This is a genomic window from Burkholderia diffusa (genome assembly GCF_902499115.1).
Taxonomy (GTDB): Bacteria; Pseudomonadota; Gammaproteobacteria; order Burkholderiales; family Burkholderiaceae; genus Burkholderia; species Burkholderia diffusa.
Map to the genome: position 1 here is coordinate 322,170 of NZ_CABVPN010000001.1, position 23,755 is coordinate 345,924.

General features: G+C 66.3%; 27 protein-coding genes. 7 read left to right on the plus strand and 20 right to left on the minus strand.

Annotated features, from left to right (window positions below; translation table 11 throughout):
• Positions 1 to 56 precede the first annotated feature (56 nt).
• On the plus strand, positions 57 to 266 hold the full coding sequence (locus tag BTE28158_RS01525) for a twin transmembrane helix small protein (protein ID WP_059599872.1): 210 nt from the start codon (positions 57 to 59) through the stop codon (positions 264 to 266).
• A gap of 195 nt (positions 267 to 461) precedes the next feature.
• On the opposite strand, the gene BTE28158_RS01530 is transcribed toward BTE28158_RS01525, so the two are convergent.
• From BTE28158_RS01530 to BTE28158_RS01565, 8 genes are all read right to left on the minus strand, one after another.
• Positions 462 to 1,319, minus strand: a complete 858-nt coding sequence (locus BTE28158_RS01530; protein WP_059599871.1) for a cytochrome c oxidase subunit 3 — start codon at positions 1,317 to 1,319, stop codon at positions 462 to 464.
• 139 nt (positions 1,320 to 1,458) lie between these two features.
• A complete protein-coding gene (locus BTE28158_RS01535) occupies positions 1,459 to 1,659 on the minus strand; it encodes a DUF2970 domain-containing protein (RefSeq protein ID WP_059599870.1) in 201 nt (66 codons plus the stop codon).
• A 16-nt stretch (positions 1,660 to 1,675) separates the two neighbouring features.
• Positions 1,676 to 2,284 (minus strand): cytochrome c oxidase assembly protein, encoded by a 609-nt coding sequence (locus BTE28158_RS01540; protein ID WP_059511915.1) that lies wholly within the window; start codon positions 2,282 to 2,284, stop codon positions 1,676 to 1,678.
• A gap of 35 nt (positions 2,285 to 2,319) precedes the next feature.
• Entirely contained in the window at positions 2,320 to 2,460 is a 141-nt protein-coding gene (locus tag BTE28158_RS01545; protein WP_006760728.1) for a cytochrome oxidase small assembly protein, read from the minus strand.
• Positions 2,461 to 2,540: 80 nt separating this feature from the next.
• Entirely contained in the window at positions 2,541 to 4,148 is a 1,608-nt protein-coding gene (ctaD, locus tag BTE28158_RS01550) for a cytochrome c oxidase subunit I (RefSeq protein WP_059599869.1), read from the minus strand.
• A 43-nt stretch (positions 4,149 to 4,191) separates the two neighbouring features.
• Positions 4,192 to 5,775, minus strand: a complete 1,584-nt coding sequence (gene coxB / locus BTE28158_RS01555) for a cytochrome c oxidase subunit II (RefSeq protein ID WP_124626341.1) — start codon at positions 5,773 to 5,775, stop codon at positions 4,192 to 4,194.
• Between the two features lie 57 nt (positions 5,776 to 5,832).
• The gene (locus tag BTE28158_RS01560; protein ID WP_059599867.1) at positions 5,833 to 6,357 is read right to left on the minus strand and encodes a DUF2244 domain-containing protein; all 525 of its coding nucleotides are present in this window, start codon (positions 6,355 to 6,357) and stop codon (positions 5,833 to 5,835) included.
• A gap of 195 nt (positions 6,358 to 6,552) precedes the next feature.
• Entirely contained in the window at positions 6,553 to 7,518 is a 966-nt protein-coding gene (locus tag BTE28158_RS01565; protein ID WP_059599866.1) for a methyltransferase domain-containing protein, read from the minus strand.
• An 84-nt stretch (positions 7,519 to 7,602) separates the two neighbouring features.
• Here BTE28158_RS01565 and BTE28158_RS01570 point away from each other — a divergent pair, with 84 nt between their 5' ends.
• Positions 7,603 to 8,415 (plus strand): ComF family protein, encoded by an 813-nt coding sequence (locus BTE28158_RS01570; protein ID WP_174919630.1) that lies wholly within the window; start codon positions 7,603 to 7,605, stop codon positions 8,413 to 8,415.
• Between the two features lie 107 nt (positions 8,416 to 8,522).
• Complete coding sequence (gene trmL, locus BTE28158_RS01575) at positions 8,523 to 8,993, plus strand: tRNA (uridine(34)/cytosine(34)/5-carboxymethylaminomethyluridine(34)-2'-O)-methyltransferase TrmL (protein ID WP_059599864.1); 471 nt, start codon at positions 8,523 to 8,525, stop codon at positions 8,991 to 8,993.
• A gap of 40 nt (positions 8,994 to 9,033) precedes the next feature.
• Here trmL and BTE28158_RS01580 read toward each other — a convergent pair whose 3' ends face one another.
• The 5 genes from BTE28158_RS01580 to BTE28158_RS01600 form a co-directional block, all read right to left on the minus strand.
• Positions 9,034 to 9,558: an O-acetyl-ADP-ribose deacetylase gene (locus BTE28158_RS01580; protein ID WP_151051243.1), complete on the minus strand. Its 525-nt coding sequence runs from the start codon at positions 9,556 to 9,558 to the stop codon at positions 9,034 to 9,036.
• A 105-nt stretch (positions 9,559 to 9,663) separates the two neighbouring features.
• Positions 9,664 to 10,662, minus strand: coding sequence for an NAD(P)H-dependent glycerol-3-phosphate dehydrogenase (locus tag BTE28158_RS01585; RefSeq protein ID WP_151051241.1), 999 nt, complete (start codon positions 10,660 to 10,662; stop codon positions 9,664 to 9,666).
• Positions 10,663 to 10,688: 26 nt separating this feature from the next.
• On the minus strand, positions 10,689 to 11,171 hold the full coding sequence (gene secB / locus BTE28158_RS01590) for a protein-export chaperone SecB (RefSeq protein WP_014895954.1): 483 nt from the start codon (positions 11,169 to 11,171) through the stop codon (positions 10,689 to 10,691).
• Between the two features lie 107 nt (positions 11,172 to 11,278).
• Complete coding sequence (gene grxC / locus BTE28158_RS01595; protein ID WP_012364773.1) at positions 11,279 to 11,539, minus strand: glutaredoxin 3; 261 nt, start codon at positions 11,537 to 11,539, stop codon at positions 11,279 to 11,281.
• Positions 11,536 to 11,958 (minus strand): rhodanese-like domain-containing protein, encoded by a 423-nt coding sequence (locus tag BTE28158_RS01600; RefSeq protein ID WP_059599861.1) that lies wholly within the window; start codon positions 11,956 to 11,958, stop codon positions 11,536 to 11,538. Before BTE28158_RS01600 ends, grxC begins: the two co-directional genes overlap by 4 nt.
• A 134-nt stretch (positions 11,959 to 12,092) precedes the next feature.
• Here BTE28158_RS01600 and gpmA point away from each other — a divergent pair, with 134 nt between their 5' ends.
• The 3 genes from gpmA to BTE28158_RS01615 all read left to right on the plus strand — a co-directional run bounded on the left by gpmA (position 12,093) and on the right by BTE28158_RS01615 (position 15,495).
• Complete coding sequence (gene gpmA, locus BTE28158_RS01605) at positions 12,093 to 12,839, plus strand: 2,3-diphosphoglycerate-dependent phosphoglycerate mutase (RefSeq protein WP_059599860.1); 747 nt, start codon at positions 12,093 to 12,095, stop codon at positions 12,837 to 12,839.
• A 249-nt stretch (positions 12,840 to 13,088) separates the two neighbouring features.
• Positions 13,089 to 14,630: a S41 family peptidase gene (locus BTE28158_RS01610; RefSeq protein ID WP_151051239.1), complete on the plus strand. Its 1,542-nt coding sequence runs from the start codon at positions 13,089 to 13,091 to the stop codon at positions 14,628 to 14,630.
• A gap of 112 nt (positions 14,631 to 14,742) precedes the next feature.
• Entirely contained in the window at positions 14,743 to 15,495 is a 753-nt protein-coding gene (locus BTE28158_RS01615; protein WP_151051237.1) for a HesA/MoeB/ThiF family protein, read from the plus strand.
• Positions 15,496 to 15,573: 78 nt separating this feature from the next.
• On the opposite strand, the gene ptsP is transcribed toward BTE28158_RS01615, so the two are convergent.
• The 7 genes from ptsP to BTE28158_RS01650 form a co-directional block, all read right to left on the minus strand.
• Positions 15,574 to 17,346, minus strand: a complete 1,773-nt coding sequence (gene ptsP / locus BTE28158_RS01620; RefSeq protein ID WP_124626352.1) for a phosphoenolpyruvate--protein phosphotransferase — start codon at positions 17,344 to 17,346, stop codon at positions 15,574 to 15,576.
• 201 nt (positions 17,347 to 17,547) lie between these two features.
• Positions 17,548 to 17,817 (minus strand): HPr family phosphocarrier protein, encoded by a 270-nt coding sequence (locus BTE28158_RS01625; protein ID WP_059599857.1) that lies wholly within the window; start codon positions 17,815 to 17,817, stop codon positions 17,548 to 17,550.
• A 74-nt stretch (positions 17,818 to 17,891) separates the two neighbouring features.
• A complete protein-coding gene (locus tag BTE28158_RS01630) occupies positions 17,892 to 18,362 on the minus strand; it encodes a PTS sugar transporter subunit IIA (RefSeq protein ID WP_059599856.1) in 471 nt (156 codons plus the stop codon).
• Positions 18,363 to 18,594: 232 nt separating this feature from the next.
• Entirely contained in the window at positions 18,595 to 19,551 is a 957-nt protein-coding gene (gshB, locus tag BTE28158_RS01635; RefSeq protein ID WP_059599855.1) for a glutathione synthase, read from the minus strand.
• A 25-nt stretch (positions 19,552 to 19,576) separates the two neighbouring features.
• On the minus strand, positions 19,577 to 20,866 hold the full coding sequence (gene gshA / locus BTE28158_RS01640) for a glutamate--cysteine ligase (RefSeq protein ID WP_059599854.1): 1,290 nt from the start codon (positions 20,864 to 20,866) through the stop codon (positions 19,577 to 19,579).
• A gap of 243 nt (positions 20,867 to 21,109) precedes the next feature.
• A complete protein-coding gene (locus BTE28158_RS01645; protein WP_124626356.1) occupies positions 21,110 to 22,621 on the minus strand; it encodes an ammonium transporter in 1,512 nt (503 codons plus the stop codon).
• A gap of 33 nt (positions 22,622 to 22,654) precedes the next feature.
• Positions 22,655 to 22,993, minus strand: coding sequence for a P-II family nitrogen regulator (locus BTE28158_RS01650; RefSeq protein ID WP_006398175.1), 339 nt, complete (start codon positions 22,991 to 22,993; stop codon positions 22,655 to 22,657).
• Between the two features lie 355 nt (positions 22,994 to 23,348).
• Between BTE28158_RS01650 and BTE28158_RS01655 the strand changes: the two genes are divergently transcribed.
• A complete protein-coding gene (locus BTE28158_RS01655) occupies positions 23,349 to 23,600 on the plus strand; it encodes an accessory factor UbiK family protein (protein WP_059599852.1) in 252 nt (83 codons plus the stop codon).
• Positions 23,601 to 23,755: the final 155 nt, after the last annotated feature.

Below are 23,755 nucleotides of genomic sequence, written 5' to 3' on the forward strand. Positions count from 1 at the left end.
AGCGAAGTGCGATAATTATCCTCTTCCTTTCGAATTGCCGTCGTCCGGTTCGCGTCATGCACATCCTCGTTCCCATCGCCTTCGTCCTCATCGTCGCCAGCATGGGCTCGGCGCTCTACTTCATGATGCAAGACCGCGGCCACACGAAACGCATGGTGTGGTCGCTTGCCACCCGCGTCGGGCTGTCGGTCTCGCTGTTCCTGTTCATCCTGTTCGCGAACTGGATGGGCTGGATCCATTCGACCGGCCTGCCGATCGGGCGTTGATGCATTCGTGCCGGCGGTCACCGTGACCGCCGCGACCGCTGTGACATTTCGCCGCACAACGGCGCCACCAAGCAAAAGCGCCGCCTGACGAAGTCGCGGCGGCGCCGGGTTGGCGTTGAGCGCAGGCAACCAGCCGCTGCCCCGTCCCCGCCAATGAAAACGGCCCGCGCATCGCTGCGCGGGCCGTTCCTGCATTTACAGCCAGTAGACGACGACGTACAGGCCGAGCCAGACGACGTCGACGAAGTGCCAGTACCATGCGGCGCCTTCGAATGCGAAGTGGTGATCGGGCTTGAAGTGGCCGCGGATCATCCGCACCAGCACCACCGCGAGCATCGTGCCGCCGAGGAACACGTGGAAGCCGTGGAAGCCCGTCAGCAGGAAGAAGGTCGAGCCGTACACGCCCGAGTTCAGCGTCAGGTTCAGTTCGTTGTACGCGTGGTAGTACTCGAAGCCCTGCATGAACAGGAAGCAGACACCGAGCACGAGCGTCGCGGCCAGCCAGGCGATCGCCTTGTTGCGGTGATCGTCGCGCAGCGCGTGGTGCGACACCGTCAGCGTCGCACCCGACGTCAGCAGGAATGCGGTGTTCAGCGTCGGGATCGGCCACGGGCCCATCGTCTTGAAATGACCGGCGAGGGCAGCGGGGCCTTCGTTCGGCCACACGGCGGAGAAGTCCGGCCAGATCAGCTTGTAGTCGAGGCTGCCGAGTTGGTGCAGCGCGATTTCACGCGCATAGAACAGCGCGCCGAAGAATGCGCCGAAGAACATGACTTCGGAGAAGATGAACCAGCTCATGCTCCAGCGGTACGACTTGTCGACGTTCTTGCCGTAATGACCGCCTTCCGACTCGGCGATCGCGTCGCCGAACCAGTGATACAGCGTGAAGAGCAACCACAGCAGGCCAAGCAGCGCCGTGTACGGAGCCCAGTCGTGACCGTTGATCCACAGCGCCACCGACGCGAGCATGACCAGCAGGCCGATGGCCGCGCTGATCGGATGCTGCGACGGATGCGGCACGAAATAGTACGGGGTCTGGTTTTGACCGCTCATGCTTGATTCTCCACTTCAGTCCAATTTGTGTACCGGAAACCGCTCCGGCTTTATTTCTTGCACGGCGCGTGCCGCCGCCGCTCTTTCCCGCACGCAGCGCCCGGGCGCCACGCACTGCATTCTTTCGTGGCCGCGGGCCTCAACCCACGACCGCGCGCACGATCAGGATCAGCACGCCGATGAACACACCGGCCGCGATCAACGCGACGATCAGCACGTGCAGCGGATTGAGCTGCGTCGCGTCGGCCTCCAGGTCGCGCCGCTTGCGCACCCCGAAGAACGACCACAGCACCGCTTTCACCGCCTGGCCGAACGACCCGCTCCGCTTGGTCTCTGTCACCGCCCCGTCTCCGTCGTCATGCGTCCGGCTTCGCCGCGCCCTGCGCCGCCGTCTTGCGCGGTGCCGGCGCCGGCGCGGCCGGCGTGTTCAGCTCGAAGAACGTGTACGACAGCGTGATCGTCTTCACGTCCTTCGGCAGCTTCGGATCGATCACGAACACCACCGGCATCTTGCGCGACTCGTTCGCGGCCAGCGTCTGTTGCGTGAAGCAAAAACATTCGATCTTCTTGAAGAATTCCGTTGCCTGCTTCGGCGCGTAGCTCGGAATCGCTTGCGCCACCATCGGCCGGCCCTGCCCGTTGGTCACGTCGTACACGATCGTCGTCAGCTCGCCCGGATGCACGTCGAGGCTGTTGTGCTCCGGCTTGAACCCGAGCGGGCCGCGCGCATTCGCATCGAACTCGACCGACACCGTGCGGCTGTAGTCGACCTGCGAGTTCTTCGCCTCGCGTTCGCTGACATCGCGCTGCACCAGGTTGTTGATGCCGGTGATCTGGCAAATCGCGCGATACATCGGAATCAGCGCGAAGCCGAAGCCGAACATCAGTCCGGCCACGACGAAGAGCTTCATCAGCATCGAACGATTGAACGCGCGATCGACGGCGCCCTCTTCCGGCTTCGACATACGACTACTTCCTCGCTACTGCGTCAGTTGCTGCATCAGTGAGTGGACAGCCACCACTGCTTGATCACGACACCCACAAAAAAAACGGCGGCGATGACGAGCAGGATGAGGCCGAGCCGCTTGTTGCCCGCGCGAATCTGCTCGGGCGTTCGTCTTTCTTGTGGATTCCGGTTCATCTTAAACTTCGCTGAAACTTCGATTCGGCGCCCGCCGCGCCTGCCTGCACGGCAGGCAGCGACGGAACGCCAAGTGAAACTTATTCGACGTGCGGCGGTTGCTCGAACGTGTGGAAGGGAGCCGGGCTCGGCACCGTCCACTCGAGGCCGGTCGCGCCATCCCACGGCTTGTCCGACGCCTTTTCCAGCTCGCCGCCGCCACGGTAGGCCGGCAGCGCGACCGCGAACAGGAAGTACACCTGCGCGAGGCCGAAGCCGAATGCACCGATCGTCGCTACCTGGTTGAAGTCCGTGAACTGCGCCGGGTAGTCCGCATAGCGGCGCGGCATGCCCGCGAGACCGACGAAGTGCATTGGGAAGAACGTCAGGTTGAAGAAGATCATCGACGCCCAGAAGTGGATCTTGCCGCGCGTCTCGTTGTACATCCAGCCCGTCCACTTCGGCGCCCAGTAGTACCAACCCGCGAACAGCGCGAATAGCGAACCGGCCACCAGCACGTAGTGGAAGTGCGCCACCACGAAGTAGGTGCCGTGATACTGGATGTCGAGCGGCGCCATCGCCAGCATCAGGCCCGTCAGACCGCCGAACGTGAACACGAACAGGAAGCCGATCGCGAACAGCATCGGGGTTTCGAACGTCATCGAGCCGCGCCACATCGTCGCGAGCCAGTTGAACACCTTCACACCCGTCGGCACCGCGATCAGCATCGTCGCGTACATGAAGAACAGCTGGCCGGTGACCGGCATGCCCGTTGCGAACATGTGGTGCGCCCAGACCATGAACGACAGGATCGCGATCGAAGCCGTCGCGTACACCATCGAGCTATAGCCGAACAGCGTCTTGCGTGCGAACGCCGGGATCACCTGCGACACGATCCCGAACGCCGGCAGAATCATGATGTACACCTCGGGGTGGCCGAAGAACCAGAAGATGTGCTGGTACATCACCGGGTCGCCGCCGCCTGCCGCGTTGAAGAACGACGTGCCGAAGTGGCGGTCGAACAGCACCATCGTGATCGCGCCTGCCAGAACCGGCATCACGGCGATCAGCAGGTACGCGGTGATCAGCCAGGTCCATGCGAACATCGGCATCTTCATCAGCGTCATGCCCGGTGCGCGCATGTTCAGGATCGTCACGACGATGTTGATCCCGCCCATGATCGACGAAGCACCCATGATGTGGACCGCGAAGATCGCGAAGTCCATGCCCGGGCCCATCTGCGTCGACAGCGGTGCGTACAGCGTCCAGCCGGCGGCCGTCGCGCCGCCCGGCGCGAAGAACGAACCGACCAGCAGCACGGCCGCGACCGGCAGCAGCCAGAAGCTGAAGTTGTTCATCCGCGCGAACGCCATGTCGGATGCGCCGATCTGCAGCGGAATCATCCAGTTCGCGAAGCCGACGAACGCCGGCATGATCGCGCCGAACACCATGATCAGGCCGTGCATCGTCGTGAGTTCGTTGAAGAACTCCGGACGCATGATCTGCAGGCCCGGCTCGAACAGCTCGGCACGGATGGCGAGCGCCATCACGCCGCCCGACAGGAACATGATGAACGAGAACAGCAGGTACAGCGTACCGATGTCCTTGTGGTTGGTGGCGAACAGCCAGCGCCGCCAGCCGTGCGGGGCTTCGTGCGCGTGGTCGTCGTGCGCGTGGTCCGCGGCTACGTCGTGCCCGATGCTAGACATGAGAATCTCCTAATGCGAATACGTCGACTAACTCAGCGACACGTCAAGCCGCCGGCCCGATCTCGACACGCCGGGCTTCCTTGGCGTCAGCCCCGCCCGTGATCGTTTCCGGCTTTTTGAGAATAATGTGGTCTTCCGCCACGCCTGCTGCCTTCAGCGCGTCGCGCACGGCCTGTGCACGATGCTTGGCGAGTTCGGCATTCGCGTCGGCCGAGCCCGTCTTGTCGGTGAAACCCGACAGCGCGAGCTTCGCGTCCGGATGTGCCTTCGCATAGTCGGCCGCTGCAGCGATCGCCGCTTTCGCGTCGGCCGGCAGCACGCTCTTGCCCGTCTCGAAGTAGATCGTCGACAGCGCAGCCGATGCCGACGCTGCCTCCGCGCCCGACGCGGCTTGCGCCGGTGCCGAGGCCGCTTCGGCCGGGGCCGCCGCACCTGCCGCGTCTTCCGGCATCTTGCCGTTGCGCGCGTCAGCCACTTGCTTCGGCTGCAGCAGGTCGTTCTTGTGGTTGCCCCACGAATTGCGCTCGTACGTGATGACCGATGCGATGTCGAGGTCCGACAGCGATGCCCACGACGGCATCGCACCCTTGCCGTGCAGCACGCGCTCGACGTGACCTGCGATCGGGCCGTTCACGATCTGGCTGCCGTCCATCGCCGGGAAGGCGCCGAGGCCCTTGCCGTTCACCTGGTGGCAGGCCGCGCAGTTCGCCTTGTAGACTTCCTCGCCGTGCGCGACGAGTTCGGCCATCGTGTAGACCTTGTTCGGATCGACCGAAGCGCTGGCCAGCTTGGCCTTCTGCGCGGTCACCCACTTCGCGTAGTCGTCGTCCGACAGCACCACGACCACGACCGGCATGAACGCGTGTTCCTTGCCGCACAGTTCGGTACAGAAGCCGCGGAACGTGCCGACCTTGTCGGCCTTGAACCACGTGTCGCGCACGAAGCCGGGGATCGCATCCTGCTTCACGCCGAACGCGGGCACGTACCACGAGTGAACGACGTCGTTCGCGGTCGTGATGATGCGGATCTTCTTGTTGACCGGCACGACGAGCGGGTTGTCGACTTCCTGCAGGTACGTCTCGGTGATCGGCTTCTTGCCCATCACTTCGTCACGCGGGGTGCTGAGCGTCGACAGGAAGCTGATGCCCTCGCCCGGGCCCTTCACGTAGTCGTAGCCCCACTTCCACTGGTAGCCGGTGACCTTGATCGTGAGATCGGCGTTGGTCGTGTCCTTCATCGCGACGACGGCCTTCGTGGCCGGCAGCGCCATCAGCACGACGATGATGAACGGCACGATCGTCCAGATGATTTCGACGGTCGTGCTTTCATGGAAATTGGCGGCCTTGTGGCCTTTGGATTTGCGATGCGCGAAGATCGAATAGAACATCACGCCGAACACGCCGACGAAGATCACCGTACACAGGATCAGCATCATCGTGTGGAGATCGTAGAGCTCCTCGGCGATCTTCGTGACAGGCGGCTGAAAATTGATTTCGTTGACGCGGGGGCCGCCCGGGCTATCACCGACCGCCAGAGCAGCGCCGGCAAAGAGCAATCCGCTGCATGCCAGCACGCCCGTGAGGGCTCGCTTGATTGTTTTCATAGCATCCTTACCCAAAATTTCCATTCAAACCCCTCCCCCGTCGCAAGCCGCCGGCCCGTTCCGGCCGATGCCCGCGCCTCGTCAGCCGCAGCGCCTGAGCGACACGCGCAGTTCGTCGGCGAACTGCGCACGCTTGTGCTGCGCGAGATGCTGCCCAATTACGACGGTCTGCCCGCGCGATACGAGTCGAATCGGATCGCGTGGCGTCGCCCCCGGCTCGACCCGCACCCAGCGCGGGTTGAATTCGATCTGCGTGAACCGCTCCGCATCCATCCGCTCGATCACGAGCCGGTGCGGAAACAGCCTGATGCGCTCGTAATCGACCGCATGACGGGCGTAGACCGCAAACGCGACGCCTACCGCCAGCAATTCGATTCCGGTGAAGGGCATGACGAGCCAGGCCCCCCGCCACATCAGCAATGCCGCGATCACCAGCGAGAAGCCCGCGAGCGACGCGTAAAACAGCACGAACTGGCGCGGCGACACCGAACAGTTACGTTTCATGAGCCAGTCTTCGAGGACCGGCTCACCGTTCGTCGTCTCCGCCAAAACCCTCGCTGCTTCCATCGCCGCCTCACGCGAATGGCATGCGATGCATGCCTGCATCGGACTCGCCGGCCCGTATTGCGGGGACCCCGGGACGACAAGCTGACGCATTATAGGCGGGTTCAATGGCATCCACAAGCAAGCGGCTATCGGCCCGCGAGCCAAGCGCCACAAGCTTCCCGGCCGTTTTTCACGTCAATTCGACCCCGCTTTGCGCCGCTAATTTCGGGCATAACAAAACCCCTCTTTACCGCTTTACCGATTCTTCGGACGCCCCTTTCCGATATCTTCGATGCGCACGATCCCGTGCCCCTCGGCGGTCGTGCGCGGCACGGCCTTCCACGCATGGCCGTAGATCACTTCGAACGTCAGGGCAATCGTGCCGTCCGCGCGCCGGCGCGCTTCCAGCGCATCGCCGAGCGCCGCGCGAAAGCGCCGCGCCGCGCGCTGCGGCACCGCGCGGTCGAACGGATAGGCGCCCCAGCGGCGCACGTCGGCCAGCAGGGAATCGGGCGTCTTGTACGTCACGGTCAGCACTTCCTGGTCCATCACCGGAATCTCGAAGCCGCTTTCGACGAGCATGTCGCCGAGGTCGTGCATGTCGACGAAATCGACGACGCGCGCGGCGGGCGGCGCGATGCCGAGCGCCGCTTCGGCGTCCGCGCAGGCCGCGCGCAGTTCGCGCAGCGTGTCGGGGCCGAGCGTGCTGAACATCAGCAGGCCGTTCACCCGCAGCACGCGCTGCCATTCAGGAAATACCGCATCGGGACGCGAATGCCAGTGCAGCGCGAGATTCGACCAGATCAGGTCGAACGCGCCGGCCGCGAACGGCAGCATCGAGAAGTCGGCCTGCGCGACGCGCGGGCCGCGCTGGCCCAGCGCCCGGCCGAGCGACGCGGGCAGCCAGCGGCGCCAGCTCGTCTGCTCGACCTCGCGGTGGCCCGCCCGCGCGAGCATCGCGCCGGACAGGTCGACACCGAACACCGGCGCTTCGGGAAAGCGCGCGCGCAGCGCCGGCAGGTCGTCGCCCGGACCGCAGCCCGCGTCGAGCACGGCCGCGGGGCTCACCTTGATGTATTCGAGACGCTCGTTCATCCGCTGCGCGATCTCGCGCGGCAGGAACGCGACCGCGTCGAACGCGGCGGCGCGGCGATCGAAGATCCGCCGCAAACGCCGGGCGTCATTGGCCGGACGGCCGGTTGAAGTCGAAGCTGGGGACATGTCAGGCACACTGGCGAAGAGCCCGAAGTATACTCGCTCGCCTCGCGGCCTTCAGCGAGACGGGGGCCGCCAGGAGTGTTCGCAATGGATCGCCGTTTCGCCCCGCGCCCGATGCGCGTCGTTTTGTCGCAGGTTCGTGCGCTAGCCGTGCGCGTCGTCGCGCTCGCGTTGCCGAATCGGTGCGCACTGTGCGGCAATTTGTCACATACGGTGATTTGCGGCGCCTGCGACGCAGCGTACTGGAACGAAGCGCGGCTGCGCTGCGACGTCTGCGCGGTGCCGCTGGGCGTCGGGCAGCCGCGGCTGCGCGAAGCGCGCGGCCGGCACTGTGGTGCCGCTTCCGCATCCGCGTACCGGTGCGACGCATGCTGCGCGACGCCGCCGCCGTTCGATGCAACGCTCGCGCTCGCCGATTACCGCGCGCCACTCAACGGGCTCGCGCGCGGCCTGAAGTTTCATGCGCGGCTCGCGCTGGGTGCGGAATTCGCGGCCCGGCTCGCGGAGCGGATCGAAGACACGGACGCGATGCGCGCCGCCGGCGGCTTCGACGTGATCGCACCGGTGCCCCTGTCGCGCGGACGGCTCGTCGCGCGCGGCTACAACCAGGCGTGGGCGATCGCGCGGCCGCTCGCGCGCCGGCTCGGCGTGCGCGCCGACACGGCGCTGCTTGCACGCGTGACCGAAACCGCGCCGCAGTCGCGGCTCGACCGGCGTGCGCGGCGCGACAACGTGCAGGCAGCGTTCGCAGCGTCGGGCGACCTCACCGGCCGCCACGTGGCGCTCGTTGACGACGTGATGACGTCCGGTGCGACGCTCGCGGCAGCCGCGCGTGCATTGAAGGCGGCGGGTGCCGCGCGCGTGACGAATCTGGTTGCGCTGCGCACCGCCAGGGATTAATTAGTTAGAGAGGCCGGCCGCCCGCATGCGGCGACGGTCGTCACGAACCGGCCGGCCGGGACGGAATGCACGCTGCTCCGCCCCGGCCAGCCCAGCCAGACCCAACCATGTTCAACGTCGTCCTCGTCGCCCCCGAAATTCCGCCGAACACCGGCAACGTGATCCGCCTGTGCGCCAATACCGGCGCGCGTCTGCATCTGATCGAGCCGCTCGGCTTTCCGCTCGACGACGCGAAGATGCGTCGCGCGGGCCTCGACTATCACGAGTACGCGGAAATGCGCGTGCACCGCGACTGGGACGCGTTCGTCGCCACCGAAGCGCCCGATACCGCGCGAATGTTCGCGTTCACGACCCGCGGCTCGGGCCGCTTCCACGACCATGCGTTCGTGCCCGGCGACTGGTTCGTGTTCGGCTCCGAGACGCGCGGCCTGCCGGCCGAATTGCTGGAACGCTTCCCGAACGAACAGCGCGTACGCCTGCCAATGCGGCCGGGCAACCGCAGCCTGAACCTGTCGAACACGGTGGCCGTGGTCGTGTTCGAGGCGTGGCGTCAGGCCGGTTTCGAAGGCGGCGCCTGACGCGCGCCCGGCCCGAACCGCACCGCGCGGCCGGGCAGCGCTAGCTGCGCGCGAGCCGCGCGCGATACAGGTCGTAGATATCGGATGAAAAACACGCGAATATCACGCGTGCAAGGTTCGGCGCCTGCGGCAGCATTTCGGCGACCGTGCCGACGGCGATCTCGACGGCCTCCTCGGCTGGATAGCGGTACACGCCGCAGCTGATCGCCGGGAAGGCGATCGAGGTCGCCGCCACCTCCTCGGCCAGCTCTATCACGCGCCGGTAGCATGCCGCGAGCAGCTCGGGCTCGCCGCGCCCGCCGCCGTGCCACACCGGGCCGACTGCATGAATCACATATTTCGCCGGCAACCCGTGGCCACGCGTGAGCTTCGCGTCGCCGGTGTCACAGCCGCCGAGCGTGCGGCACTCGGCCAGGAGGCCCGGGCCGGCCGCGCGATGGATCGCGCCGTCGACCCCGCCACCGCCGAGCAGCGAACCGTTCGCGGCGTTGACGATCGCGTCGACGTCGAGCGTCGTGATGTCGACGAGTTGCGCGTCGAACGTGGTGGAACCGATCTGCAGCATGACACCCTCCCGAAACGCCGGAGACAGTTCAAGCGTAGTGCGCTTTGGCGCGGCCCGCTTTGCGCGAGCGCGCCCGGCCGCAATAATCGGTGCGATTCGTCCGTGCTATTCGGCGCGCGCGTCGCGCCGCAGCAGGCCGCTGACCGCATCGCGCGGTGCGCCGCCGTCGAACAGCACGCCGCACACGGCTTCGGTAATCGGCATTTCGATCGCTTGCGCGCGCGCGAGCGCGAGCACGGCCTGCGCGCAGCGCACGCCTTCGGCCACATGGCCGAGCGCGCCGAGGATGTCGTTCAGCGAGCGGCCAGCCGCCAGTTGCAGGCCGACCGTGCGATTGCGCGACAGGTCGCCCGTCGCGGTGAGGATCAGGTCGCCGAGGCCCGTGAGGCCCGTGAAGGTTTCAGCACGGCCGCCGAGCGCGACGCCGAGCCGCGACATTTCGGCGAGGCCGCGCGTGATCAGCGCGGCGCGCGCGTTCAGCCCGAGCCCGAGGCCGTCGGAGATGCCGGTCGCGATCGCCAGCACGTTCTTCACCGCGCCGCCGACCTCGACGCCGACCACGTCGTCACCCGTGTAGATCCGCATCGCGCCGTGATGGAACGCGGCGAGCGTGCGCTCGCGGCATTCGGCGGAGGTGCTTGCGACCGTCAGCGCGACGGGCAGCGCGAGCCCGACCTCGCGTGCGAAGCTCGGCCCCGACAGCACGCCGTTGCTGTGCTGCTCCGGCAGCTCGGCCGCGATCACCTGATGCGGCAGCAGGTGCGTGTCGGCCTCGAAGCCCTTGCAGACCCACACGATGTGCGCAGGCACGCAGCCTGCGTCGCGCATCGCGCCGAACAGCGTGCGCAGCCCGGCCACGGGCGCGGCGATCACGCACAGCGCGTCGTCCGCGGCGCCGTGCGCGAGCGCGGCGCCGAGATCGGCGTCGTAGCGCAGCGCATCGGGCAGCGCGATGCCGTCCAGATAGCGGGAATTTTCGTGCCGGGCCTGCAGCCCGGCGATCAGCGCAGCGTCGCGCGCCCAGAGAAGCGTATCGTGCCGCGCGGCCAGATGGCCCGCGAGCGCGGTGCCCCAGGCACCGGCGCCGAGAACGGCTACTTTCATACCCAGCACCGGTCCGGAGTGAAACGTCAGTTCAGCGTCGTGCCGTTCGGCGCGCCTGCCGCACCGGCCTGCTGCTGCTGAAGCTGCGCGAGACGCTGCTCGTACAGCGCCTGGAAGTTGATTTCCGCCAGGTGGATCGGCGGGAAGCCCGCACGCGTGATCGCGTCGGCGATGTTCGAGCGCAGGTACGGGAACAGGATCGTCGGGCACGCGATGCCGACGAGCGGGTCGAGCTGTTCGTCCGGAATGTTGCGAATGTCGAAAATGCCGGCCTGCTTCGCTTCGATCAGGAACGCGACCTTGTCCTTCACCTTCGCGGTGACGGTACCCGACACGACGACCTCGAACACGCTTTCCGCGAGGCGTTCGGCCTTGACGTCGACTTCGACTTCAACCGACGGCATGTCCTGCTCGAGGAAGATCGCCGGCGAATTCGGCTGCTCGAGCGACATATCCTTCAGGTAGACGCGCTGGATGTTGAAGAACGGTTGGTTTTCGACGTCGGACATGGTGTTTCCCTAAAAGTGGTGACGGGGCGGCCCGGCTTCACGCCGGCCGCCTCGGTTGAATCCTGCGCGCTCGAGCCGCGGCGCGACCGGCGGCCATTCTGCCCTAATCAGGCCGCTTGCAGAAGCGGCAAGAGCCCGCCTTCGCGGTCGAGCTTCGACAGATCGTCGTAACCGCCGACATGCGTGTCGCCGATGTAGATCTGCGGCACCGTGCGACGGCCCGTGCGCGTCATCATTTCCTCACGGCGGGCCGGGTCACGGTCGATCAGCACCTTCTCGATCTGCTCGACGCCGCGCAGCTTCAGCAGGCGCTCGGCCTGAATGCAATACGGACACACCTGCGTGCTGTACATCAAAACCTTGCTCACTTCGCCACTCCTTGTTTGACGACCGGCATCCCGGCCTGCTGCCAGGCGGCGACACCGCCCTCGAGCACGTGCACCTCGGCATAGCCCGCCGCCTCGACCTCGCGCGCCGCCTTCTGCGACTGCTGGCCGTTCTGGCAGACGAGCAGCACGGGGGTGCTCTTGTTTTTCGCGACCTGCGCGATCTTCGCGCCGATCTCGCCGGCGGCGACCTGGCGCGCCGACGGCAGATGGCCGGCGGCGAAGTCGGACGCGGTACGCAGGTCGATCACGACCGCGTTGCGGCGATTGATGAGCTGCGTCGCCTCCGCGGCCGACAGGCCGCCGCGGCCGCGGCGCAGGGCCGGCCATGCGAGCAGGCCGCCGGAAACCACCAGGATCGCGATAAGGGCCAGGTTCGTGTAATTGGTAAAGAACGTCACGGAATGCCGCCGGAAAAAGAGAAATCGGAAAAGGACAATCCCGCCATTATAAAATAACCGTCTTGCGCGATGGCGGACCCGGACCGGGTACCGCGCGACGCGCCCCGCTTCCTTCACTACCGACCGCAAGATCCATGTACAAACTCGTTCTCATCCGCCACGGCGAATCGACGTGGAACAAGGAAAACCGCTTCACCGGCTGGGTCGACGTCGACCTGACCGAACAGGGTCGCAACGAGGCCTACCAGGCCGGCGAATTGCTCAAGGAAGCCGGCTACACGTTCGACATCGCGTACACGTCGGTGCTCAAGCGCGCGATCCGCACGCTGTGGCACGTGCAGGACAAGATGGACCTGATGTATCTGCCGGTCGTTCACTCGTGGCGCCTGAACGAGCGCCACTACGGCGCGCTGTCGGGCCTGAACAAGGCGGAAACGGCCGCCAAGTTCGGCGACGACCAGGTGCTCGTGTGGCGCCGCAGCTACGACACGCCGCCGCCGGCGCTCGAGCCGACCGACGAGCGCGCGCCGTTCGACGACCCGCGCTACGCGAAGGTGCCGCGCGAGCAACTGCCGCTCACCGAGTGCCTGAAGGACACGGTCGCGCGCGTGCTGCCGCTGTGGAACGAATCGATCGCGCCGGCCGTCCGTGCGGGCAAGCAGGTGCTGATCGCCGCACACGGCAACTCGCTGCGCGCGCTGATCAAGTACCTCGACGGCATCTCGGACAGCGATATCGTCGGCCTGAACATCCCGAACGGCGTGCCGCTCGTGTATGAACTCGACGAGAACCTGAAGCCGATCCAGCACTACTACCTGGGCGACCAGGACGCGATCGCGAAGGCTCAGGCCGCCGTCGCGAAGCAGGGCAAGGCGGGCTGATACCGCGATGCCGGGCATGCCGCCGCGCGCGCGGCCTGCCCGGCGCACCCCGGCGTGCGGCGCGAACCTTCGCGGCCCCGGTGCTGTCGAATCCGCTTTCGAATCCGCTGCGCGTGGGGCGGCACCCCGCCGGGAACCAGGGCTCCGGGGCCATTTCGCACCGTTGCACTGAGCAATCGGACGAACAGTTATACTTGTCCGCTACATCCCCGCTACCGCCACGCGCTTCCCGACCGCACCAGACTCTCTATGCGAATGAAATTGAAGAACATCGGCCTGATTGCCGCGGGCCTCGCCACGGGCGTATTCGCCACGCTGCAGGTTTCGGCGTCGGCCGAGCAGACCGCCACGGCGCCGCTTCCCCTCGACCAGCTCCGCCTGTTCGCGGAAGTGTTCGGCCAGATCAAGCGCGAGTACGTCGAACCGGTCGACGACAAGAAGCTGCTGACGGCGGCGATCAAGGGCATGGTGTCGAGCCTCGACCCGCATTCGTCGTTCCTCGACAAGACCGACTATGACGAACTGCAGGAGCAGACCAAGGGTCGCTTCGCGGGTCTCGGCATCGAGATCTCGCAGGAAGACGGCCTCGTCAAGGTGATCTCCCCGATCGAAGATACCCCCGCGTTCCGCGCCGGCATCCGTCCGGGCGACCTGATCACCCGCATCAACGACAAGCCCGTGCGCGGCATGACGCTCGACAAGGCCGTCAAGCAGATGCGCGGCGAGCCGGGCACCAAGGTCACGCTGACGATCTTCCGCAAGAGCGACGACCGCACGTTCCCGATCACGGTCACGCGCGCGATCATCAAGGTCCAGAGCGTGAAGATGAAGCTGCTCGACCCGGGCTACGCATACATCCGGATCACGAGCTTCCAGGAGCGCACGACGCCCGATCTCGCCGCGAAGCTGCAGGACATCGCACGCCAGCAGCCGAATCTGAAGGGCCTGATCCTCGACCTGCGCAACAACGGCGGCGGCCTCCTGCAAAGCGCGGTCGGCGTCGCCGGCGCGTTCCTGCCGCCCGACTCCGTCGTCGTGTCTACCAACGGCCAGATTCCGGATTCGAAGCAGGTCTACCGCGATACCTACGACAACTATCGCTTGCCTTCCTTCGACAGCGATCCGCTGAAGAACCTGCCTCCGGTCTTCAAGACCGTGCCGATGGTCGTGCTGACAAACGCGTATTCGGCGTCCGCGTCGGAAATCGTCGCCGGCGCGCTGCAGGATTCGAAGCGCGCGCAGATCATGGGCAAGACGACGTTCGGCAAGGGCTCGGTGCAGACGGTCCGTCCGATGACGGCCGACACCGCGCTGCGCCTGACGACGGCCTACTACTACACGCCGAGCGGCCGTTCGATCCAGAACAAGGGCATCACGCCCGACGTACCGGTCGATCAGTACGCGGACGGCGATCCGGACGACGTGCTCGTGACGCGCGAGGTCGACTACACGAACCACCTCGCAAACACGCAGGATCCGAACGAGAAGAAGGAGCAGGAAGCACGCGAGCAGCGCCGCATGGACCAGCTGCGCGTCCTCGAGGAGCAGAACGACAAGAAGACGCCGGAGCAGCGCCAGAAGGACCGCGATCGCAAGCCGATCGAGTTCGGCAGCACCGACGACTTCATGATGCAGCAGGCGCTCAACAAGCTGGAGGGCAAGCCGGTGCAGGAATCGAAGTCGCTGCTCGCCGAGAGCACGGCGAAGAGCCCGGCCGGCAAGGCCGCGTCCACCACGAAGGCGTCGGGCGCGAAGGCGGCCGCACCGAAGCCCGCGTCGGCACCGCAGTAAGCGCCGGCCGGCATCCGACGGGCCATCGCGGGAAGACCGCGATGGCCCGTTTTTCATGTACGCCTAGAATGAATCGATACGCCGGCGCTTCCGCCCCGCTCACGACTGTCCCATGAACGACGATCAACTCCTCCGCTACTCCCGCCACATCCTCGTCGACGAAATCGGCATCGAGGCGCAGCAGCGCTTTCTCGACGCGCATGCGATCGTCGTCGGCGCCGGCGGTCTCGGCTCGCCGGCCGCGATGTATCTCGCGGCGTCCGGGGTCGGTACGATCACGCTCGTCGATGCCGACACGGTCGACCTCACGAACCTGCAGCGGCAGATCCTCCACGTGACCGCATCGGTCGGCCGCAGCAAGGTCGAATCGGGGCGCGCCGCGCTCGCGCAGCTGAACCCGGAAGTGACCGTGCATGCGGTCGCGGCGCGCGTCGACGATGCGTGGCTCGACGAACACGTGCCACGGGCAACCGTCGTGCTCGACTGCACCGACAACTTCGCGACGCGCCATGCGATCAACCGTGCGTGCGTCGCGCACGGCGTGCCGCTCGTGTCGGGCGCCGCGCTGCGCTTCGACGGCCAGATCAGCACGTTCGACTTCCGCGACCCTAGTGCGCCCTGCTACGCGTGCGTGTTTCCGGAAGACCAGCCGTTCGAGGAAGTCGCGTGCGCGACGATGGGCGTGTTCGCGCCGACGGTCGGCATCATCGGTGCGATGCAGGCTGCCGAGGCGCTGCGCGTGATCGGCGATATCGGCAAGACGCTCAACGGCCGGCTGATGATGCTCGATTCGCTGCGGATGGAATGGACGACGATGAAGATCGCGCGCCAGGCCGACTGCCCCGTGTGCCAGGGCCGGCACTGACGCGCGCGGGATGCATGCGCCGGGCGGCGCATGCGTGACGTTTCGCAACCTTCGCGACGGTTCCGCGGCGCGTTCCGCCTAGGCGGCCGCGTCCGCACGCGGTTCCGCGACCGACAGGCGCTTGAGCGCCGCCTGCACTTCTTCCGGTTCGAACGCGGCCAGCACATCGGCCGTGGGCTTCTCGAGCGCCTTCAGGTGCGCGCGCAGGATCTCCTGCTTCACGACCAGCAACTGGCTCGGGTGCATCGAGAACTCGGTGAGCCCCATCCCGAGCAACAGGCGCGTGAGCGCCGGATCGCCCGCCATCTCCCCGCACACCGACACCGACACGCCCGCCCGCTTCGCTTCGCGCAGCGTATAGGAGATCAGGTGCAGCACAGCCGGATGCAGTGGGTCGTACAGGTGCGCGACCGCGTTGTCCGCGCGGTCGATCGCGAGCGTGTACTGGATCAGGTCGTTCGTGCCGATCGACAGGAAATCGAACCGCTTCAGGAACAGCGGCAGCGCGATCGCCGCGGCCGGAATCTCGATCATCGCACCGATGCGCACGTTCGGATCGTACGCGAGCCCCGCATCGTCGAGCTGGCGCTTCGCCTCGCGGATCAGGTCGAGCGTCTGGTCGATTTCCTGCGCGTGCGCGAGCATCGGGATCAGGATCTTCACCTGCCCGAACGCGGACGCGCGCAGGATCGCGCGCAACTGCGTAAGGAACATCTGCGGCTCGGACAGGCTCCAGCGGATCGCACGCAGGCCGAGCGCCGGGTTCGGCGCCGTCTCGTAGCCTTCGTCGAGCGCCTCGAGCGGCTTGTCCGCGCCGACGTCGATCGTGCGGATCGTCACCGGCATGCCCTTCATCCACTCGACCGCGCGCTTGTACGCGGCGAACTGCTCCTCCTCCTCGGGCATCTCCTTCTGATGCATGAACAGGAACTCGGAGCGGAACAGCCCGACGCCGACCGCGCCAGCCTCGACCGCGGCCTTCGCGTCGTCGGGCAGCTCGATGTTCGCGTACAGCTCGATCTTCGTGCCGCACAGCGTTTGCGTCGGCGAGAACTTCAGGCGCTGCAGCTTGCGTTGCTCGAGCAGCTTCTCCGACTGGCGGTACGAATATTCCTCGAGGACGATCGGCGCGGGATCGACGATCACGATCCCCTGGTCGCCGTCGACGATGATCAGGTCGTCCTGCCGGATCAGCGCGCTCGCATGCTGGACGCCGACCGCGGCGGGAATGCCGAGGCTGCGCGCGACGATCGCCGTGTGCGACGTGCGGCCGCCGAGATCGGTGACGAACGCCTGGAACGATTGCGACTTGAACTGCATCATGTCGGCCGGCGCGATGTCGTGCGCGACGACGATCATCTCGTTCGTGCCGTTCGCGGCCGCTCGGTCGAGCGCCTGCGACGCGGACGGCGCACCGGCGAGTGCCTTCAGCACGCGCTCGACCACCTGTTCGATGTCGGCCTTGCGCTCGCGCAAGTATTCGTCCTCGATATCGTCGAAGTGGCGCGTGAGCAATTCGAGCTGCTCGGTCAGCGCCCACTCGACGTTGTAGCGGCGCGTGCGGATCAGGTCGATGGTTTCCTGCACGAGCATCGCGTCGCTCAGGATCATCATGTGGACGTCGATGAATGCGCCCACTTCGCTCGGGGTGTCGTCGGTCAGGTCGGCGCGCAACGCGTCGAGTTCGCGATGCACGACTTCGAGCGCCGTGCGGAAACGCTCGACCTCGGCGTCGATCTGGTTCGCCTCGACCAGGTAATGGGCGACGTCGAGCGCCGCCGGCGCGATCAGATACGCTCGCCCGATCGCGATACCACGTGAGACGGGAATGCCATGCAGCGTGAAGGACACGCGCACCTCCTCTGTACATGTAAAGCCGCGGCACACTGCTGCGATGCGCTTATGACCCCGGTTAGTGATTATAAATTCCGTACCTCCATGCTGACTGCGTGCAGCGCAGCATTACCATTTCCGCATCAACGCCGCGGACGAAAAAAATGCCGCGGCAAACGCGGCATTCTGCTTCGAAACGACAACGATCCCGCGCGGGGATCACTGACCTTCGCCGAACTTGTCCGCGATCAGCTTGAGCAGTGCATCCATCGCCTCGCGTTCGTCGGGACCGTCGGTCTCGATCGACACGGTGCTGCCGATGCCCGCCGCGAGCATCATCACGCCCATGATGCTTTTCGCGTTGATCTTGCGTCCGTTACGCGTCATCCAGACTTCGGACTGGAAGTTGCCGGCCAGTTGCGTAAGCTTGGCCGATGCGCGTGCATGGAGCCCCAATTTGTTGACGATGGTGGTTTCTTGTTGAAGCATGATTCTCGGTCGGGTCGGTCGCGGCCGCCGGCGACGTGCGTCGGCGGGTCAGTCTAAAACGAAAAACGGGACGGTCAGTGCGATTCGGTGCGCGGTTGCGGCTCGGGCGGAATCGGCGCGCACTGGCCGCAGCCGACTTCGGTCGGCGGCGGCGGTGTACCGGCCGCCACTTCGTGAACGCCCTTCGCGCCGCCGGACAGCGCCTTGTCGACGAGCTTGTCGAGCGGCACGGAACGGTAGCAGACGGCCCGCACCAGCATCGGCAGGTTCACGCCCGCCAGCACGCGCACGTTGTCGAGCTTCGCGAGCTGGCCCGCGATGTTCGCGGGCGTCGCGCCGTACATGTCGGTCAGCACGACGACGCCATTTTCTTCCCTGAGCCGCGCGAGCTCCGCGTGCGCGAACGCCATCACCTGGGTGGGATCGCTGTCGGCCAGCACGTCGATGCAGCCGATGCGCGCGGGCACGCCGCCGTAGATGTGCGCGATGCAGTCCCGCAGCGCGGTGGCGAGCGGTGCGTGCGCGATGATCAGAATCCCGGCCATGTCAGACTGCCCCCGGCCGCCCCTGGCGGGCCGACGCCCCGCAGCGGGGCAACGAGCATAGCGAAAGAGGGAATCGTTTCATGTTCAGCCTTGCAACGGTTTCGGCCCGACCGCCGGGCCTTCGGCGCGCTGGTCGCGGCACCGGGCAAGCGGGCATTGTAGCAGGCCAGTCAAGCTGCTCCGGCGACGGGGGACCTGCGCGGCCGCCGCCGGGGTTGCGCGGGAAGACGGCCTACGCGGCCGCACGTTCCAGCGCGTCGATGAACATCGCGGCGACGTCGAAGCCCGTCTGCTCCATGATCTCGCGGAAGCACGTCGGGCTCGTCACGTTCACCTCGGTCAGCCAGTCGCCGATCGCGTCGAGCCCGACCAGCAGCAGCCCGCGCGACGCGAGCACCGGCCCGAGCGTCTCCGCGATCTCGCGATCGCGGGCAGTCAGCGGCTGTGCGACGCCGAGCCCGCCCGCGGCGAGATTGCCGCGCACTTCGCTGCCCTGCGGAATGCGCGCGAGCGAATACGGCACCGGCTCGCCCGCGATCAGCAGAATGCGTTTGTCGCCCGCCGTGATCTCGGGGATGAACTTCTGGATCATCAGCGAGCGCGTGCCGTCGTGGCCGAGCATCTCGATGATCGCGCCGAGATTCATCCCGTCGGCCTTCACGCGGAACACGCCCATCCCGCCCATGCCGTCGAGCGGCTTCACGATCACGTCGCCGTGCTCGGCATGGAACGCGCGCAATCGTGCGGCATCGCGCGTGACCAGCGTCGGCGCGACGAATTGCGGAAACTCGCCGATCGCCAGCTTCTCCGAATGGTCGCGGATCGACTGCGGCTTGTTGAACACGCGCGCGCCCGCGCGCTCGGCGAGTTCGAGCATCCAGGTGGCCGTCACGTACTCCATGTCGAACGGCGGATCCTTGCGCATCAGCACCGCGCCGAACGACGTCAGCAGACGCGATTGATGCGCGGCCGCCTCGTACCACGGATGGCGATGCAGGTCGGCCGTGTCGCCGACAATCGTCACGCGCTGCACGTCCGCCTCGACGCCCGACCCCGTCCACGCAAGCTGGTGCGGCTCGCACGTGTAGATCGCGTGCCCGCGCCGCGCGGCCTCCGCCATCATCGCGTAGGTCGAATCCTTGTAGATCTTGAAGCGCTCGAGCGGGTCGGCGATAAAGAGAATGTCCATGCGGGTCCTGTACGTAGCGAAGCCGTTACACCTGGATGGCTTCGGGATCGGTCTTTTCCAGTTCGATCGACGACGCGATCAGCGACAGCCGCGCGACGACGCCGTACATGTAGAAACGGTTCGGCGGCGCGGCGCCCGGCTTCGCGCCGGCATCCGGCAGCGCGGTGTGCTCGAAGCCGAGCGGGACGTAGTGCATGCCGGGCGCGTTCAGGTTCTGGTCGCGCTCGCGGCCGCCGTGCGTGCGGTAGAAACCGCCGACCACGTAGCGGTCGATCATGTACACGACCGGCTCCGCGACTTCGTCGCCGACGCGCTCGAACGTATAGACGCCTTCCTGCACGATCACGTCGCGCACCGCGAGGCCGGCCTTCGACTCGGCCATCTGCGCGCGCTCGGCCTTCGACATGCGGCCGATCTCGGCCGCGTCGTGCACGGTCATCACGCCGCGCCCGGCGGTGCCCGCGTCCGCCTTCACGACGACGTACGGCTTTTCGCTGATCCCGTATTCGCGATACTTGCGCGCGATCTTCTTCAGCACGCCGTCGATCGCGTCGGCGAGCGCCTGCTCGCCTTCATGGCCCTGCCAGTCGACGCCTTCGACGTGTGCGAAATACGGATTCACCATCCACGGATCGACACCGACCATCTTCGCGAACTTCTTCGCGACGTCGTCGTAGCACGAGAAGTGCGTCGACTTGCTGCGCACGGCCCAGCCCGCGTGCAGCGGCGGCAGGAGGTACTGCTCGTGCAGGTTTTCCAGCACGGCGGGAATGCCGGCCGACAGGTCGTTGTTCAGCAGGATCGAACACGGATCGAAATTCTTCAGGCCGAGGCGGCGCTGCGAACGCTCGAGCGGTTCGAGCACGATCTTCTGGCCGTCGGCCAGCGTGATCGGTGTCATGTCGGTGATGCTCGGGTCGAGCGAGCCGAAGCGCACGTTCAGGCCGGCCTGGCGCATGATCGTCGCGAGCCGCGCGACGTTTTCCAGGTAGAACGCGTTGCGGGTCGGCAGCTCGGGAATCACGAGCAGGTTCTTCGCGTCCGGGCAGATCTTCTCGATCGCGGCCATCGCGGCCTGGACGGCGAGCGGCAGCACTTCGGACGGCAGATTATTGAACGCGCCGGGGAACAGGTTCGCGTCGACGGGCGCCAGCTTGAAACCGGCGTTGCGCAGGTCCACCGAACAATAGAACGGCGGGGTGTGTTCCTGCCATTCGAGCCTGAACCAGCGTTCGATCGCAGGCGTCGCGTCGAGGATCTTCTGCTCGAGCTCGAGCAGCGGACCGTTCAACGCGGTAACGAGGTGGGGAACCATGAATCACTCGCGAGCGGGAGAATGAAGATTGTAGAGCAATTGCCCTGTCCATTTGGGGATTGTTCCCGGCTTCGCAAGGGTTTGGAGGAAGTTTTCGGCTATTGACCCGATAGCGTGAAGGGTTATGCGCTACGGCAGCACGCGGCAGGAGAAAAAAAAGCCCGCCGGGCGGGCGGGCCGAAGTCGCTGCGCTCATTCGTGGCGGGTGCCGTCTGCGCGGCGGCCCGCCGTCATCCGTACGACTTATTCGACGTGCTCGCCGTGCAGGATCACGTCGAGGCCTTCGCGCTCTTCCTCTTCGGACACGCGCAAACCAATCGTCAGGTCGATCAGCTTGAGCAGCACGAAGCTCAGCACGCCGCTGTAGACCAGCGTGATCAGCACGCCCTTCGCCTGCAGCAGCAGGCTGCCGTCGGCGCCGCCGATGTCCTTGACCGCGAACACGCCCGTCAGCAGCGCGCCGAGAATCCCGCCCACGCCGTGCACGCCGAACGCATCGAGCGAATCGTCGTAGCCGAGCTTCGACTTGAGCCACGTCGCCGACCAGAAGCAGACCACGCCTGCCGCGATGCCGATCACGAGCGCACCCGCCACGCCGACGAAGCCGGCAGCCGGGGTGATCGCCACGAGACCCGCGACCGCGCCCGACACGATGCCGAGCACCGACGGCTTGCCCTTCGCGACCCACTCGGCAAACATCCAGCCGAGCGCCGCGCAGGCCGTCGCCACTTGCGTGGTCAGCATCGCGAAGCCGGCACGGCCGTCAGCCGCGACCGCCGAACCCGCGTTGAAGCCGAACCAGCCGACCCACAGCATCGAGCCGCCGATCATCGTCAGCACGAGGTTGTGCGGCGCCATCGATTCGCGGCCGTAGCCGACGCGCTTGCCGAGCACGAGGCACGACATCAGGCCCGCGATACCGGCGTTGATGTGCACCACCGTGCCGCCCGCGAAGTCGAGCACGCCGTCGGCCGACAGCCAGCCGGTCGGCTCCCACACCATGTGCGCGATCGGCACATAGACGATCAGCGACCAGAGCGTCATGAACACGAGCATCGCCGAGAACTTCATCCGGTCGGCGAACGCGCCGCAGATCAGTGCCGGCGTGATGATCGCGAACGTCATCTGGTAGACGAAGTAGACCGATTCCGGAATCGTCGTCGCCAGGTGGCTGACGGTCAGCGTGGTCGCCTTGTCGCCCTTCACGTAGGTCATCCCGTGCAGGAACGCGCGCGACAGGCCGCCGATGAAGCCGTTGCCCGGCGTGAACGCGAGGCTGTAGCCGACCACCGTCCACAGCACCGTGATCAGCGCGGTGATCGCGAAGCTCTGCATCACGGTCGCGAGCACGTTCTTCTTGCGGACCATGCCCGCGTAGAACAGCGCGAGACCGGGGACCGTCATGAACAGCACGAGCGCGGTGGACGTCAGCATCCACGCGGTGTCGCCCGAGTTGATCTTCGACGAATCGACGGAGAACGGCTCGGTCGGCGCGGCGGGTGCGGCCGGCGCGGACGCGGCGGCGGCAGCCGATGCGTCGGAGGCGGCGCCCGAAGCGGGTGCGGCGGCAGCGGCGGATGCGTCAGGCGCGGCGCTCGCCGTCGCGGCGGGTGCCGCGGCAGCCGATGCGTCGGAAGCCGTTGCGGCGGGCGCGGACGCAGCCGCGGCGGACGCCGCGTCGTCGGCGAGCGCGGGGCCGACACCGGCCGCGATCAGCGAGCCGGCCATCAGCAGGGACATCAGAAGTTTGCGCATCTTGGATTTCCTCTTGTCGCTTGTCTTTGTCTGTTACAGCGCGTCTGCGCCGGTCTCCCCGGTCCGGATCCGAATCACTTGCTCGATCGGCGTGACGAAGATCTTCCCGTCGCCGATCTTGCCGGTGCGGGCGGCCCGCTCGATCGCCTCGACCGCCTGGTCGACCAGATCGTCGGACACGGCCGCCTCGATCTTCATCTTCGGCAGGAAGTCGACCACGTATTCGGCGCCCCGGTACAGCTCCGTGTGCCCCTTCTGGCGCCCGAACCCTTTCACCTCCGTGACCGTGATGCCGGAGACGCCGAGCGCTGAGAGCGCTTCGCGCGTCTCATCGAGCTTGAACGGCTTGATGATTGCGGTAATGAGTTTCATGAAGTCCTCTCGCTGGGTGGTCCCGTCGAATTGGTTGGAATGGTGTGACGGTCTCTCCTCAGCAACTCGCATGCCATGTTCGTGCGAACACCGCCTCGAACGGCTCTTAAACAGGGTCGCATCTGATGCTGAAAGGTGCGAAAGCCCGGCCGAATGGCCAACATGGCCCGGTTCGCTGGCGCGCCGAAAGGATCGTTGCTAGAGTGCACGCACGTCCCGGCTTACCGGGCCATTCACCCATGCGGGCGCCATGCCCGGAAATCGCGCCACGGGCGCACCATTTCCGGTCATGCGTGCATCATGGGCACGTATGCAACTGAAGATGCACATTTTTTGTGCAAGGAAGGGAAATCTCATGAAGCAACCCAGCGATGTTTTCAACGACCTGCAGTCGCGCGTCAGCGACCTGCTAAAAAACTCGCCGGCCAAGGATGTCGAGCGCAACGTGAAGGCCATGTTGTCGCAAGGCTTCTCGAAGCTCGATCTCGTCACGCGCGAGGAGTTCGACACGCAGGCACATGTGCTCGCCCGCACTCGCGTGCGTCTCGAGGAACTCGAGAAGCGCGTCGCGGAACTCGAGCAGAAGCTCGCAGCGCCCCAGGCCTGACGCCCCCACCCGACCGACTGGTCGGGGCGCGGGCCGCCTCGCGCGGCCCGCGCCTGCCCCCCGGAAATCAGCCAGTCGGCAAGCCGTTCCGTCGTTCTTCGCTGTTCCTCGCTCTTCGCAGTTCGTCGTTCCTCGTTCTTTTCCGCGCCACGCCG